Below are 15683 nucleotides of genomic sequence, written 5' to 3'. Positions count from 1 at the left end.
TTTTTCTTGTGGTTAGTTTTAGATTATTGTATAATGTCGGTGGGTGATAAAAATAATGAATTTAACAAAAAAAAATAAAATATTATATTTAGTTACATTGATATTAGTAGTTGGTGGTGACTTGTTTACAAAACATTTAGTATCATCATCAATGTTATTAGGACAGTCTCATGAAATCATAAATAATTTCTTTTATTTTACCTATGCTCATAACACTGGAGTTGCCTGGGGGATGTTTGCTGGTAAATTAGGGTTATTTATTGTTGTTGCTATTATTGCAGCAGTTGTGATGATCGTATTTTTTAGAAAGACAAAAAGTGAGGAAGTGTTGACACGTTTTGGTCTAGTGTTGACTTTTGGAGGAATGATTGGAAACTTAGTTGATCGAATCTTTTTAGGATATGTCCGAGATTTTATCGATGTAATTATTTTCAATTATAATTTCCCAATTTTTAATATTGCAGATATGGCAGTTGTGATTGGAGTAGCATTGATAATTGTTGAGATTGTTTTTGAGGAGTACATTCATGGAAAAAATTAATTTAATAATTGAAGAGGATAATAATTTACGGCTTGATAAAGTTATTGCGATGCAGTTACAGGAGTTATCACGGACGCAGATCCAAGATATGATCAATCAGGGATTAGTGCTGGTTAATCAAAAAAAGGAAAAAGCAAGTTATAAAACAAAATTAAATGATGAAATTGAAATCACAATTTTAGATAATGTGGATTTGGATATCGAACCGGAAGATATTTCTTTAAAAATTGTTTATGAAGATGAGGATGTAATTGTAGTTGATAAGCCAACAGGAATGATCGTTCATCCATCGGCTGGAATAATGCACGGAACATTGGTAAATGCATTATTATTTCATTGTAAAGATCTTTCAGGAATCAATGGTGTTAACCGGCCGGGAATCGTTCATCGAATTGATAAGGAAACAAGTGGTCTCTTGATGGTCGCTAAAAATGATAATGCACATCGTTTACTATCAAAACAATTAAAGGATCATACTGTTGTTCGTCGATATGTAGCATTAGTGCATGGACTTATTCCTCATGAACATGGGAAAGTCGATGCTCCAATTGGGCGTAATCCTAAAGATCGTCAAAGTATGGCAGTGACACGGACAAACAGTAAAGAAGCAGTTACTAATTTTACAGTATTAAAGCGCTATAATGCTATGAGTTTGATTGAGTGTCGATTAGAAACAGGGAGGACACATCAAATTAGAGTACATATGAGTTATATTGGCTATCCGGTTTATGGAGATCCTAAATATGGGTATCGTAAGGATGATTTTAGTCACGGACAGTTTTTACATGCAAAAAAACTTGGTTTTATTCATCCAACCACACAAAAATATATGGAATTTGAAAGCCCATTACCTGATTATTTCCAAGCTAAATTAGATGAGTTACAGGAGGAATTGAAAGATGAGTAAAGTAATTAATTGGACCCAATATTTTATGGGAGTTGCTAAATTATCAGCTTTTCGTTCAAAGGATCCAAATACCCAAGTAGGTGCTTGTATTGTAAATGAAGCAAATAAAATTGTTGGGGTGGGGTATAATGGTTTACCATGGGGATGTGAAGATAATGAATTTCCATGGGAAGTGCGTGAAGGTGATTTGTATGAGACCAAATATCCTTATGTCGTTCATGCTGAATTAAATGCAATTTTAAATAGTACAGGACAATTAAAAGGTTGTCGTATTTATGTTTCATTATTTCCTTGTCACGAGTGTGTAAAGGCGATTATTCAAAGTGGTATTAGTGAAATTGTTTATGAAGATGATAAATATAAAGGGACTGACAGCGATCGTGCGGCTAAAAGGATGTTAGATGCAGCAGGTGTAAAATATACTAAAGTTGAGCCTTTTGTGATTGAAGTTAAATAAGGTTGTCGTTTTGACAACCTTTTTGTATATTTATTTTAAAAAAATGAATAATAAAAAAGGATAACCATGTTATCCTAGATCAAATCTTTAATGCGTTTAAAGTTAGTCATGTTTGTTTTGGTAACTTTATTAAGCATCTTAGCGCCATATTTGTTAGCTACTTCAATAGCAATGGCATCAACGCTATTACTATTCCCGCGCGGTAACTTCATTTTAAGACTTCGTGACATGTTACTAAAATATTGTAAATATGCATATTTTGATAAAATCATTGAACATATAATTGCTAAATATTTTTCTTCGCCTTTTTGGACAAAGGTTAGATCTTTAACAACGATCACTTCACTTTTTAAATAGTTATAATACGTTTTGGGAGAAACAAACTGATTGACTAGTTTGTTTTTAATTGGCATACTTACTTTTTGCATTACATTAGTAACAGCTTGGTTATAAAGTTTTGCCTTAATATTAGCTAGGTTATTTCCAGCTTTGGCCATTGCATTATAATGAGAGTTATCAAGGATTAATAAGCTATATATAAGACGATCTTTAATCTCTTTAGCAACCCGAACAAGTTCTTTGTTGTCCATGTCTTTAGGGTCGCGAACACCGATACTGACTAACCAGTCAAAATCGCGCTCATCTACATAACAGGCAACAACGCATAATGGTCCAAAGAAATCTCCAGATCCAGTCTCGTCACATCCAATATGACTAATATTAGTATATTTACTAGCGTCGTTTAAGGCACTGCTACTGTCGGCCATACTAGAGTCGCTAAAAGCTACAAGTTTATCGTAAGCATGCATATTAATAATGTTGATTCTTTTTGAACTATTATTTCTAACTACATTCATGTTCATTACTTGTCCTCCTAGTCCTACTAAATTAGTATATCATATTTCTAATCTTTTTGACAGTACAAATTTGTTTTGATACAATGTATATTAAAAGAAATTGAGGTGTTTTAATGAATTTTGCACTAAATTCCATGGCAATCGACACAGTTATTGTTTTTATTCTATTGCTAATGTTGATTTTTGGCTATTTTAAAGGTTTTGTATATCGAGTATATGATTTGATGGCAACAGTAGTATCGTTGCTTGCAGCACTATATGCTTCTTCACCGCTTTCAGCAATATATCAAATATATAAAGTTGAAGGGATTGGGGAAATTGTTGGTAAGACAATAAATCGATTTATTATATTTATTATTTTATTTATTGCTTTAAAAGTTATTTTATTAATTATTGGTAAATTTATTAAACCAATATTAAAAAATATAATCTATACAATTAGTATTTTTGAGCATCTTGATCATCTTTTAGGAGCGTTAGTTAGCTTAATTGAAGGAACGATCATTATTTATTTAGCTTTAATTTTTGTAATTACACCAATTATTCCAGGAGGAAAAGAGAATGTTGAGAAAACAGTTGTAGCAAGCAAAATTTTAGAGCTTGTACCTTCAGTTACTGAAGAAATGAAAGCATTATCAGACGGGTTTGATGTTTTTACTAATATTATTAATGATGGGATAAATTATGATAGTTTTGATGCCCGAAACGTTGCTGCGCTTGCTGCTTCATTGAACAGTGCTTATAAACATGGTTTAATTAATCAGGAAGACCTTGAATCAGCGTTAATAAAATATTATGATGAAATCGATCGGGTTAATGAGCCTATTTCGTTAAATCAAGATCAATATAATGAGGTTGTTGATGTATTATCAAAATTAGATTCAGCTAAATTTGATCAAACAAAAATTTTAAATAAGATAATAGTGAGTGAATAGAATGAAAAATATATATGATACATTAGAATTTAATCAAATTAAAAATAAAATCAGTACTTATTGTGTTAGTTCATTAGGGAAAACAAGGATAGCTGAGTTAATGCCGTTAAAAGATACTGATGATTTGAAGCTGGAACAAAAATATTTAGATCAAGCAATGAAACTGATTTTTAAATACGGGAAAATGCCAATCGGTCATTTTATTGATATTGAACCGTTATTATTAAAAACAACAAAAGATGGTACTTTATTCGGTGAAGATTTTGTCCAAATTGTTTATTTGTTGAATAATGTCAAAGAAGTACAAAGCTATTTGAGCGAAAAAGAATTGGTAGACAATGAGCTGTTGCAATTATGCAATGCGCTAGTTTTACCTAAACAATTATTAGCTGATATTAATCGCTGTATTGATAGTAGTGGAAATGTTTTAGATGGTGCTAGTTCGGAATTAAGACGAATTAGACGCCAAATTTTATCAATTGAATCTAATATTAGAACAAAAATTGATCAAGTAAAAGTTGCTAATAAAGATTATTTAAGTCAAGAAGCTATTTCTTCAAGAAATAATCATCTGGTTTTGCCTGTCAAAGCCGGCAATAAAAATTTAATTAAAGGAATTGTCCATGCAGTTTCATCAAGCGGACAAACAATGTTTATTGAACCTGATATAATTGTTCAAATGAATAATCAGCTAGTTCATGCTAAAGATGATGAACGACGTGAAGTAAATCGAATCTTAACCGTACTTTCGAATAATGTAAAAGACCATTATGATGTTCTACATGAAGACCAAGAACTAATGATTGATATTGATGTTATTTTCGCAAAGGCTGCTTATGGAGTCAAAATAGATGGAATAGTTCCAGAAGTGGCTGAAGACTACCAGCATTTTAGCTTGATTAGAGCGAGACATCCTTTAATTGAGCCACATGATGTTGTAGCTAATGATATAGTGTTAAATGCACCAAAGAGAATGTTATTGATTAGTGGATCGAATACAGGAGGGAAAACAGTTGTTTTAAAAACGGCTGGGTTATTAAGTGTGATGGCACTGTGTGCTATGGCTTTGCCTTGTACTAAAGCAACGGTTCCAATGTTTGATCAAATTTGTGTTGATCTCGGTGATGAACAATCAATTGAACAATCATTGTCAACTTTTTCTAGCCATATGAAAAGATTAGTTGAAATAACAAATGAAGTAACTGAAAAATCATTAGTTTTACTAGATGAAATTGGTTCTGGAACAGATCCGCGTGAAGGACAAAGTATTGCTGAAGCAATCTTAAGATATTTACATCAAATCAATCCCTTGATTGTAGCTTCAACCCATTATTCAGGCTTAAAAGAATTTGCTAAAAATGAAGATTATATTTTAGTAGCAGCAGTAGAATTTGATCAAGAACTGATGCAGCCAACTTATCGCTTGATTGAGGGCAGTGTTGGGAATTCTTATGCGATCGAAATTTCATCGCGATTAGGTCTTAATCAAGAAATTGTTGATATGGCTTATCAAATCAAAGAAGAAAGTCTGACAGATACAGATAAATTATTAGAAAAACTGCAAAATGAACTAGCTCAGGTTCAAATTGAAAAAGATCGTTTAGAAGCTTTAACAAACGAAACAGAAGTTAAGATGAATAAATATGAACGCTTAATTAGCAGTTTTGAAAAACATAAAGATGAAATGATGGAAAAGGCAAAAGCGGAAGCTAATAAACTACTTGAGGAATCGAAGCAGGAAATTGATTTAGTGGTAGAAGATTTAAAACAACAAGCTGTTTTAAAACAACATGTTGTCATTGATGCTAAGAGAAATCTTGATTTATTAAAACATGAACCAAAAAAAGTTATTAATGAAGAAGTCCATGAATATCAAGTTGGTGACGTAGTCAAAGTATTATCAGCTAATCGTCAGGGGGAAATTCTTTCAATTAATAAAAAGGGAATTTTAACTATTAATATGAGTGGATTAAAATTAAATGCAAAGCCCGAGGAAGTTAGCTTTATTTCTAAGAAAGTGAAGCCTAAAAAAGTTAAATCAAATCTAAAATCTTTGCGAAAAACAACAAATCAAAGCTATGAGTTGAATATTATAGGTAAACGTTATGAAGAAGCAATGGCAATCGTTGACAAATTTTTAGATGATGCAATTGTTAATAATTATACAATGGTTCGGATTATTCATGGAATGGGAACCGGAGTATTACGAAATGGAGTTCGTAAAATGTTAGATAAAAACAAGAATATTGTTAGCTACCGGGATGGTGGGCCTAATGAAGGAGGACTTGGGGCAACCCTTGTATATTTTGAATAATGAATCGTCAGATGATTAAAGATAAACTTTCGCTTTTACCGTTACAGCCAGGCTGTTATTTAATGAAAGATAAAGATAATACAGTTATATATGTTGGTAAAGCGAAAAAATTAAAAAATCGTGTTTCTTCATATTTTGTTGGAGCACATAATTATAAAACAACAAAGTTAGTTCAAGAAATTGTTGATTTTGATTATATTGTTACGGATTCAGAAAAAGAGGCATTATTATTAGAGATAAATTTAATCAAAGACTATAGTCCTAAATACAATATCTCTTTTATGGACAATAAATATTATCCATATATACAATTGACTAAAGAAAAGCATCCACGTTTAAAAATTGTTCGCAATGCTCAAGATAAAAAACATAAACATTTTGGTCCGTTTCCTGATGGTACAGCGGCTCGTGAAACATTTAAATTGTTAAATCGGCTCTATCCATTGAGAAAATGTAATCATATTCCTAAAAAACCATGTTTATATTATTCCTTGAATCAATGTGTTGCACCATGTATTCAAGAGGTCAGTGATGAAGTTTATAAGGAAATGACATCAAGTATTACGAAGTTTATTCAAGGGGATACGAAAGAAATCATTAATGATTTACAAAATAAAATGATGAGTGCCAGTGAGGTACAAAATTATGAATTGGCTAAAGAATGCCGTGATTTAATCACTCATATTCAGCATGTGACAAGTAAGCAACATGTGCAATTTAATGATTTAGTTGATCGTGATATTGTAGGTTATTATAGTGACAAAGGATATTTATGCTTGCAGTTATTCTTTATGCGAAATGGAAAGTTATTAGCTCGTGATTTAAATCTAGTTCCTGCACAGGATGACTATCAAGAACAAATTATCTCATTTTTAGTACAGTTTTATCAAGAAAATACTGAGCCTAAAGAGTTGCTGGTGCCCCAAGAACTAGATATTGAATTATTAAAAGAAATTGTAAATTGTAAAATTATCAAACCCCAAAAAGGAAATAAAGCAAATTTAGTAGCAATGGCAAATGAAAATGCTAAAGAACAACTAGAAAAGAAGTTTTTATTGATTCAAAAAAATGAAGCTTCTACAATTGGAGCAATCAAGCAGCTGGGAGAAATATTAAATATTCAATTGCCTCGAAGAATTGAATTATTTGACAACTCAAATATCCAGGGGGCTTATGCGGTTGCAGGGATGGTTTGTTTTAAAGATGGAACACCATCAAAAAAAGATTATCGTAAATTTAAGATCAAGACAGTTGAAGGACCGGATGATTATGCCAGTATGAAAGAGGTAATTTATCGGCGTTATTATCGTGTTTTAATGGAAGGGCTGGAAAAGCCGGATTTAATTATCGTCGATGGTGGTAAAGGGCAAATTAAAGTGGCAAAAGAAGTCATTGATGCGTTAAATCTTAATATTATGGTCTGTGGTCTGGCAAAGGATGATAGACATTCAACTTCAGTCTTGTTAGATAGTAGTGGTGAAGTGGTAGAAATAAATCGAAAAAGTGAGTTATTTTTCTTACTGACAAGAATGCAGGATGAAGTTCATCGCTATGCAATCAGTTTCCATAAAAATGTTCGTTCTAAATCTTTATTTCAATCTATTTTAGATAGTGTAGAAGGAATTGGACCAAAGCGAAGAAAAATGTTACTTAAAGAGTTTGGCAGTGTAAAACAACTAAAAGAAGCACAACTGGAACAGTTAGAACGTGTTTTACCACATGAGGTAGCATTAAATCTATTTAATGTATTAAAAGCAGACACCGAAAAGTAGTTTTCTCATATATTAGAGTATGAGGTGAACGTAAAGATGAATATAATCCTGACTCCTAGAGAAAAGGAAATTTTTAATCTTTTAATTAAGAATCAGTCAACGAGAGATATTGCTAAAACGTTAGGAATTAGTGAAAAAACAGTTCGTAATCATATTTCTAATGTGATTCAAAAATTAGGTGTCGATTCAAGGATTCAAGCAGTTTTTGAATTGATTAAATTTAAGGAATTAGAACTATAATCTAGTTCCTTTTATTATGGTTTTTTAATACTAGTTGGTATATAATGGAACAAGGTGATATTATGAAATTGAAAAGATGGCATTTATATTTAATTGTAACACTTTGTTTTACGATTGCTTTTATTTCAATAAACCGCAAGTATGATCGCTTTTATCGGGTTAATGGAATTAATAATGATAATCGCGCTTTAATAGAGATGTATTTAGATGATGAAGAACAAGATTACTTAGTGGAAAATGCGATTGCAGTCGATCAGTTTATTAAATATATAGAATTTCCGGAGTTTAAATTACAGTATTATGAATTTTATAATGCGTTAAATAGAACAAATAAATATTCAAACTATAGTGATTTGATCAATGTTGGTAATCAGCTGGCAAGTAAATTGGAAGTTTCTTTTGCTAGTAATGCACTATCAAGATGCAATACACTAATAAAAAATGATTTAGTCAATGCTTATATTAATCAAGAAGGTTTTTCTTTCGATAATATTGATTATTACCAATTGTTACGGTCACTTTATGATGAGGGTGATTATACATACATTGCAGATACTAATACTTATTTATCAATTATGAAAGAGTTTGATGGTTTAGAAGGTAAAAAATTATATGATAATGTTAAATTGCTGAGTAATAATTTTACTAAGGGTTCATTAGCATCGCTCTTTAATCATGATTTGCAGCCTAATGCCAAACGAATTTATAACCCAAGTGATTTAGCTTTGGTTGTCAATAACGAGACATATATAGGTGGTTATGAACCGAAAAATCAGGTTGAGATACGAGGAATACCTCGAGTCAAATATTCTATGTATCTTCAAGAAGATGCAAATAATAGTTTAATGGAGATGTATCGGGCACTTAATGATGAGGGATATAATGATATGGTTTTAACAGCGGCTTATATCAGCTATGATGTGGCATCTTTAGGTAGTAGCGGGATCTTACCGGGCTATAACGAATATCAGCTTGGGACCACTATAAATCTTCAAAAAAGGGAAATAAGTATTGCTGATTTTGATCAAACTGACATATATAAGTGGTTGATCAATCATTGCCATGAATATGGTTTTATACTGCGGTATCCAAGTGATAAAGTTGATGTGACAAATCATGAATATAGCTCTACAACATTTAGGTATGTAGGTAAAGAAATTGCTTCTAAATTACATGTTCAAAATTTAGCTTTAGAAGAATATAACGCAAACGAGGAGTAACTATGGAAAGAGCGATTGGGGTATTTGATTCCGGTGTAGGCGGTCTAACGGTCTTGAATTCTATCAGGACCCTGCTGCCTAATGAAAATATTATTTATATTGGTGATAATTATCATTGCCCTTATGGTGAAAAAACACGAGAACAACTATTTAGTTATGCAAGTGAAATAGTTGAGTATTTTATTAAAGAAAATGTCAAATTGATTGTCTTGGCATGTAATACTACTAGTGCTACGGTCTTAAATGAACTGCAAGCTGTTTATAAGGAAGTCTTGATCATTGGAGTGATTGATGCAACAGTGGAAGATTTTATCAGTCGCGGAGTCGATAATACTCTTGTTATAGCAACAGCAGCGACGATTAATTCTCATAAGTATCCAGATACGATTGATTGTTATCAGACTGGAATTGAGGTGTTTACGTTGCCAACACCTAAGTTAGTTCCTTTAGTGGAGGCTGGAATGGATAAAAAAGATATTTATGATGTATTGCATGAGTATTTGGATTCTTATGCAGGAAAGATTAAATCAATTATTTTAGGTTGTACGCACTATCCCATTTTAGAGAATCAAATAAAAGATATTTTACCAGATATTGAATATATTTCCAGCAGTGATGCTGTTTGTAAAAATGTTCGAGATGTTTTAATTAAAAATAATCTATTAAATCTTAATAAAAATAAATTTATTAAGATTTATACAACAGGTAGAGTTGATGAATTTTTAAAATCATCAACAGGTTTTTTTGATTATACAGATTTGGTTGTTGAACATATTATTATAAAATAGTTAGTCGTGATTTTATAATCCGACTAATTTTTTTGATGAAAGTATTTTTATTAAATAAGAAATATATAATATTTATTTGGTCTTTTAAGAGGATCACTTCATATTATTATATTGAGGTGATTGGATGAAAAGAAAACTACGTAATGGTATTATCATTTGTGCTTGTTTGATGGTATGCTTTTTCTGTATTAAACAAGATAATAATAGGAATGAAAAAAAGAATACTGCTACGATGACAGCAAATTATCAAACAGTTGTATTTAGAGACGATAAAAACACATTAGTTCCAATTGAAGTAGATTTTGGTGCTGAAGTTGAAGATGATACAAAATATCGTAATATGATTGAGGTAATGAAATCTAATGATTACGAGTATTTAGGTTTACATCCTATCTTAGATTCGAACCTGCAAGTGAATGCCATGGCAATTAATGATAAATCATTAACCTTTGATTTAAGTGATAATTTGTATGTTAACAGTAATCAGGAAGCACTTGACATTTTTGAAATGTTTTCTTATGTTTTTTGTAACGGAGATATTGAAAAAGTAAATTTAAAAATTGATGGTAATGATATTAGTACTTTACCGAATAGTACAGTACCAGCAAGCTGTATTACAAATCAGTTGGGTATCAATAATTTTGAAGCAAGCACTAATTATATTTATAAAACAACACCAGTTGTTGTTTATAATACAGAGACTATCAATAACAAAGAATATTATGTTCCTGTAACTAAACGAATTGAAACAAATGAAAATGATATTGATACAAAAGTATCAATCATGTTAAATGAAATGGATTATGATAAACCATTATCATTAGTTGATCAATGTTCGTTACAAGATGGAACACTATCAATTCATTTAGCTGCTAATATTTTAAATGATAATGAATCGATTGATAATACTTTGTATAATCGAATCGTTAAATCAGCTAGTCATTTAGAAAATGTTAAAAAAGTTTCATTATTTGTAGATAATCAAGAGATAGACCCAGTTCAAGATGTAAATGGTGAAGTAGACAACCGAATTAAAATGTAATTTAACTTTGAACCTTAATTGTGTATAATAATGTCAGGTGATAAATATGAAGAAAGTAGTAGTAATGTCCGATAGCCATGGTTATCATAAGATGATCGATGAAGTACAACGTTTAGAACCTGATGGCGATTACTATGTTCATTGTGGTGATAGTGAAGCACGTGAAGAGCAGTTAAAAGGCTGGATATGTGTTCGTGGAAACAACGATTGGATGGCTCCTTTTGATGATGAAGTTGTTTTTGAAGTTGAAGGAGTAAGATTTTTAGTTACTCATGGGCATCGTTATGGATATTATAAACGTGAAGAAGCGATGGTAGATGATTTGCTGAGACATGGTTGTGATGTATTATTATCAGGACATACCCATGTTCCTCAATGTGATGAGGTGACGGGTTTTTATTTAATTAATCCTGGTTCAACCACTTTGCCTCGTCGTGGGAGTGGAAAATCTTATTGTATTATTCTAGTTGACCAGGGAAAAATAGAAGTTAAATTTAAACAAATATTTTGTTAAAAAATGCTTGCACATCTCTTTTAGATATGCTATTATATATGAGCAGTCAAGAGAGAGAGGTCTACGTAGCTCAGCTGGATAGAGCACACGCCTTCTAAGCGTGCGGTCAGGGGTTCGAATCCCTTCGTGGACGCCATTGATTAAAAATGGCTCTAAACCAATGGTTTGGGGCTTTTTTTGTTTTATATAAAAGGAACATTTGATGCTCATGATGCATATAAATAAATAGGAGATGAGCAGATGGAAAATTTGTATTGTTATGAACAAAAACTTCAATCCTATTTAGATGAGTATCACTGTATTTTAAATCAAATGATTAATAAAATGACTAGTGTTGAATTGTCGTGCAGCATATCTTATAATTTTATGGTTCAAATGATCCCGCATCATCGTGCGGCAATTTTAATGTCATGTAATTTATTAAAATACACTAAGAATGAAGCTTTACAAAATATTGCTTTTAACATTATAAAAGAACAAACAAGAAGTATTGAGAATATGCGGAGAATTTTATGTGATTGTCAAAATCAGACAAATTCTCAAGAACAGTTGTATGATTATCAAAATAGGCTTGATATTATCGTAGGAACTATGTTCACAAAAATGGCTGAGCCATCATGCAGTAATGACATTGATGTAAATTTTATTAATGAAATGATTCCACATCATGAAGGTGCTATTGCAATGGCGAAAACAACTTTGGAATATCCAATTTGTTCTGAATTAAAAACAATTTTACAAGCTATTATAACGTCTCAATCAAATGGAGTAAGGCAATTAAAAACAGTTTTAGAAGATATAACTTGTTAATTAATATTGGCTATTAAATGGAAAGGTAACTATGATGGATTTAAATTACATTCAAACTCCACTAAGGAATCAAACTATTGAAGAACAAATAAAAGATTTTTATTTGCTTAATAATAAGGAGAGAACATATCAGCATGTTCTTGGAGTGGCTATGGCAGCAGAAAAATTAGCTTTGCAATATCAAGAAGATATTAGAGCCTGTATTTTAGCAGCTTTATTACATGATATTAGTGCTGTTATTACTCCCCAAGATATGATGAAAATTGCTAATGAATTACAATGGCAATTAGATAGTGCAGAAAAGATATATCCATTTTTATTGCATCAAAAAATATCTGCTTTAATAGCTTATGAGTATTTTCAAATTAGGAATTTATCAATTTTAAAGGCAATCGAATCACATACAACACTAAGATCTAATCCTAGTAAATTAGATATGATTATTTTTATTGCTGATAAACTAGCTTGGGATCAGCCTGGGGAACCACCGTTTAAAAAGAATATTGAAATGGCATTAAATGATTCTTTAGAAGCAGCTTGTTATCAGTATATAAAATATCAGTTTGACCACGATCTATTATTATTTCCTCATTGTTGGATCATTGAGGCATACCGATGGTTAGAAAAGTCACATTGTAAATAACATGTGGCCTTTTTGTTTGCTTAAAATTTTAAGGGGGTTTAAACTGTAGGAAGAAGGGAGATTATTAAATGTTAATACGTAAAATAGAGGAAGTTGATTATCAGGACGTGTATCAATTAGTTAAATATGAATTAGGATACCAAAACTTGGAATTTAATAAATTTTGTTGGCGACTTGATCAAATGCTTCAAGATACAAACTATCAAATTTATGTTGCAATTATCGATTACAGAGTAGTAGGGATAATTGGATTGATGTTAGGTTGGGGGTTAGAAATTGAAGGGAAAATTATGAGAATTATTGCGTTGGCAGTAGAACATAGATATCAAGGGCAAAAAATTGGAAGTTCTTTAATTGCATATAGTGAACAATACGCCCTGAGCAAACAGGTAAGTGCCATCACAGTCAATAGCGGACTTGAACGTCGTCGAGCACATGAATTTTATAAGAAAAATGATTATTATAAAAAAGGTTATAGCTTTATTAAGAAATGTGAATAAGTTGTGAATAAAGTACTAATTGTTCTTGAATTTCACCTTTGACAAAGGAATACAATATTGATGAGGTTTTAGAATTGCTTGATATTAAAAATAAAAAAACTGCTTTTATTAGTGAATTATCAGGCAGACCGCATCATTACAATTGAAGATGGAATCATCATTGATGACATTAAAAGTAAATAAAAGCGTAATAATAGATTTTAGAGTTAACGTTATGAGTAGAGGGATTCAACTAATGACGTTACTCTATTTTTATTAATTGAAACAATTAATAACCTTGATATAATAATAAAAAAAGATGATTTTTAAAAGAGGCAGGTGATCTTTATATGGATATTAAGAGTTTGCTAGAGTTATTTAGAAAATCTCCCGAACTATTTTTAGATACAAGTGGGAGATCTGGTGCCAAAACCTACTGCTATCAAGATTATTATTTAAAAATTGGAAAAAAACATGAATTAGAGGCAGAGTATCGGGCATTAATATATTTTAGTAAGTATAATTACAGTCAAGCGGCGCTAGAATATAGCAGTAGTGAGCGAGATTATTTATTAACTAAGAGAATGTCAGGTATGTGCAGCTGTGCCCCAAAACTAATTTCTAATCCAGAGATATTAGCAGTAACTTTGGGAAAGCTGTTAAGAAAGTTCCATGATACAAAATTTACTGAAGCTATATCTATAAATCATAATGAAGAAATATTAAAACGTGTATTTTTAAATTATCAACAAGCCAACTTAGATGAGCAAATGACACAAGGTATTGGCTGCTTAGAACTTGACGAGGTGTTTAGTTATATTAATGCTAAAAAGGATATTTTAGTTGAAGATACAGTTATTCATGGTGATTATTGTTTGCCAAATATTTTTTTAGACCAAGATTATCGTTTTTGCGGTTTTTTGGATATGGGACGTGCGGGAGTAGGTGATCGCCATTATGATTTGTTTTGGGGAAGATGGTCACTTGCTTATAATCTAGGTAATGATAAATATGGTGATTTATTTTATGAAGCATATGGAAATGAAGTAATTGATCCAGAGCGTTTGAAATTAATCGCATATATTGCTTGTCTAGATGGATAAAGGTAAATAACTTGGCGTTTTAAAAATAAAAAATGACGAATATTCGTCATTTTAAAATAAACCTAATAGTGCTTGCATTGATAAACAAACCACAGTAATAGCCACCCAACAGCAAAATCCCATGAAAATTGGTTTGGCACCGCTTTTTACAAGTTTAACAATATTTGTATTTAATCCGATAGCTGCCATTGCCATAACAATAAAAAATTTGCTAAGATCTTTAATTGGTGCGGTAATATTACCAGGCAGGTTGAAGACTGTTGTAATAACAGAAGCTAGGATAAAGAATAAGATAAAGAAAGGAAAAATTTTCTTGAGATTAAAAGTACTTTCACTTTTTTCAGCATCGCGAGTACGTTTAAAAGCTAATACTAAGGTAATTGGAATAATTGCTAGTGTTCTTGTTAATTTAACAATCGTTGCTTGATCTAGGGTATTACTTCCATGAATACCATCCCATGCAGTTGCAGTGGCGGTAACAGAGGATGTATCATTGACTGCACTTCCAGCAAAAAGTCCAAAACCATCATTTGATAATCCTAGCATACCGCCCAAAGTTGGGAAAATTAAGGCGGCAAGAATATTGAATAAAAAGATTACTGATATAGCTTGAGCGATTTCTTCATCGTCAGCTTCGATAACTGGTGCGGTTGCAGCGATTGCAGAACCACCACAAATTGATGAACCAACCCCGATCAGTGTTGAAATCTTTGATGGCATTTTTAATACTTTGCATAGTACATAGGCTACGACTAGAGAAGTTGCAATCGTTGAGATAATTATTGGTAAAGATGAACTTCCTGTTTTTACAATATCGCTTAAATTCATACCAAATCCTAATAATATAACGGCGTATTGTAAGATTTTTTTAGAAGTATATGTGATCCCACTTTGAACTTTGCTTTTATCTTTAACTAAGAATGTAATGATCATTCCCATTAAAATGGCAAATACGGGACCGCCAATCAATGGCAGTTGTTTACCGAGATAGTATGCTGGCATTGCAATAGCTAGACATAGAATAACTCCTAAAGCATTATTTTTTATTTTTGACATTTCTA

General features: G+C 31.4%; 17 protein-coding genes and 1 tRNA gene. 16 read left to right on the top strand and 2 right to left on the bottom strand.

Annotation, left to right across the window (positions count from 1 at the left end):
* Window positions 1-55 precede the first annotated feature (55 nt).
* The 3 genes from lspA to EYR00_RS09590 are packed head-to-tail and all read left to right on the top strand — an operon-like array spanning window position 56 to window position 1905.
* Window positions 56-541: a signal peptidase II gene (lspA, locus tag EYR00_RS09600; RefSeq protein WP_003536649.1), complete on the top strand. Its 486-nt coding sequence runs from the start codon at window positions 56-58 to the stop codon at window positions 539-541.
* Window positions 528-1448 carry an RluA family pseudouridine synthase gene (locus tag EYR00_RS09595; protein ID WP_003536651.1) on the top strand — a complete coding sequence of 307 codons (921 nt, stop codon included), beginning with the start codon at window positions 528-530 and terminating at the stop codon, window positions 1446-1448. The genes lspA and EYR00_RS09595 overlap by 14 nt, the downstream gene beginning before the upstream one ends.
* Window positions 1441-1905, top strand: coding sequence for a deoxycytidylate deaminase (locus EYR00_RS09590; protein ID WP_003536653.1), 465 nt, complete (start codon window positions 1441-1443; stop codon window positions 1903-1905). Before EYR00_RS09595 ends, EYR00_RS09590 begins: the two co-directional genes overlap by 8 nt.
* A gap of 74 nt (window positions 1906-1979) precedes the next feature.
* On the opposite strand, the gene rnhC is transcribed toward EYR00_RS09590, so the two are convergent.
* The gene (gene rnhC, locus EYR00_RS09585) at window positions 1980-2768 is read right to left on the bottom strand and encodes a ribonuclease HIII (RefSeq protein ID WP_008791471.1); all 789 of its coding nucleotides are present in this window, start codon (window positions 2766-2768) and stop codon (window positions 1980-1982) included.
* 107 nt (window positions 2769-2875) lie between these two features.
* On the opposite strand from rnhC, the gene EYR00_RS09580 reads away from it, so the two are divergent.
* The 13 genes from EYR00_RS09580 (at window position 2876) to EYR00_RS09520 (ending at window position 14622) form a co-directional block, all read left to right on the top strand.
* Entirely contained in the window at window positions 2876-3697 is an 822-nt protein-coding gene (locus EYR00_RS09580; protein WP_003536657.1) for a CvpA family protein, read from the top strand.
* A 1-nt stretch (window position 3698) separates the two neighbouring features.
* Window positions 3699-6011 (top strand): endonuclease MutS2, encoded by a 2313-nt coding sequence (locus tag EYR00_RS09575; RefSeq protein ID WP_003536659.1) that lies wholly within the window; start codon window positions 3699-3701, stop codon window positions 6009-6011.
* Complete coding sequence (gene uvrC / locus EYR00_RS09570) at window positions 6011-7783, top strand: excinuclease ABC subunit UvrC (protein WP_003536660.1); 1773 nt, start codon at window positions 6011-6013, stop codon at window positions 7781-7783. Before EYR00_RS09575 ends, uvrC begins: the two co-directional genes overlap by 1 nt.
* Window positions 7784-7819: 36 nt before the next feature.
* Complete coding sequence (locus tag EYR00_RS09565; protein ID WP_003536661.1) at window positions 7820-8023, top strand: helix-turn-helix domain-containing protein; 204 nt, start codon at window positions 7820-7822, stop codon at window positions 8021-8023.
* Window positions 8024-8085: 62 nt separating this feature from the next.
* Window positions 8086-9243: a M15 family metallopeptidase gene (locus EYR00_RS09560; RefSeq protein WP_009008991.1), complete on the top strand. Its 1158-nt coding sequence runs from the start codon at window positions 8086-8088 to the stop codon at window positions 9241-9243.
* A 2-nt stretch (window positions 9244-9245) separates the two neighbouring features.
* A complete protein-coding gene (gene murI, locus EYR00_RS09555; RefSeq protein WP_003536663.1) occupies window positions 9246-10031 on the top strand; it encodes a glutamate racemase in 786 nt (261 codons plus the stop codon).
* A 124-nt stretch (window positions 10032-10155) separates the two neighbouring features.
* The gene (locus EYR00_RS09550) at window positions 10156-11073 is read left to right on the top strand and encodes a GerMN domain-containing protein (protein WP_003536664.1); all 918 of its coding nucleotides are present in this window, start codon (window positions 10156-10158) and stop codon (window positions 11071-11073) included.
* 46 nt (window positions 11074-11119) lie between these two features.
* Window positions 11120-11587 (top strand): metallophosphoesterase family protein, encoded by a 468-nt coding sequence (locus EYR00_RS09545; protein WP_003536665.1) that lies wholly within the window; start codon window positions 11120-11122, stop codon window positions 11585-11587.
* 59 nt (window positions 11588-11646) lie between these two features.
* Window positions 11647-11723: transfer RNA gene (locus tag EYR00_RS09540), tRNA-Arg, on the top strand.
* A 104-nt stretch (window positions 11724-11827) separates the two neighbouring features.
* Window positions 11828-12397: a DUF305 domain-containing protein gene (locus EYR00_RS09535; protein ID WP_003536666.1), complete on the top strand. Its 570-nt coding sequence runs from the start codon at window positions 11828-11830 to the stop codon at window positions 12395-12397.
* A gap of 34 nt (window positions 12398-12431) precedes the next feature.
* On the top strand, window positions 12432-13040 hold the full coding sequence (gene yqeK, locus EYR00_RS09530) for a bis(5'-nucleosyl)-tetraphosphatase (symmetrical) YqeK (RefSeq protein WP_009008993.1): 609 nt from the start codon (window positions 12432-12434) through the stop codon (window positions 13038-13040).
* Window positions 13041-13108: 68 nt separating this feature from the next.
* Window positions 13109-13540: a GNAT family N-acetyltransferase gene (locus EYR00_RS09525; RefSeq protein WP_003536668.1), complete on the top strand. Its 432-nt coding sequence runs from the start codon at window positions 13109-13111 to the stop codon at window positions 13538-13540.
* Window positions 13541-13869: 329 nt separating this feature from the next.
* Window positions 13870-14622, top strand: a complete 753-nt coding sequence (locus EYR00_RS09520) for an aminoglycoside phosphotransferase APH(3') (protein WP_003536669.1) — start codon at window positions 13870-13872, stop codon at window positions 14620-14622.
* A 51-nt stretch (window positions 14623-14673) separates the two neighbouring features.
* Here EYR00_RS09520 and EYR00_RS09515 read toward each other — a convergent pair whose 3' ends face one another.
* Entirely contained in the window at window positions 14674-15678 is a 1005-nt protein-coding gene (locus tag EYR00_RS09515) for a YeiH family protein (RefSeq protein WP_008791477.1), read from the bottom strand.
* Window positions 15679-15683: the final 5 nt, after the last annotated feature.

It is taken from the genome of Thomasclavelia ramosa DSM 1402 (assembly GCF_014131695.1).
Classification (GTDB): Bacteria; Bacillota_I; Bacilli_A; order Erysipelotrichales; family Coprobacillaceae; genus Thomasclavelia; species Thomasclavelia ramosa.
Note: the sequence above shows the minus strand (reverse complement) of the source record. Positions and strands in the feature narration are given on the sequence as shown.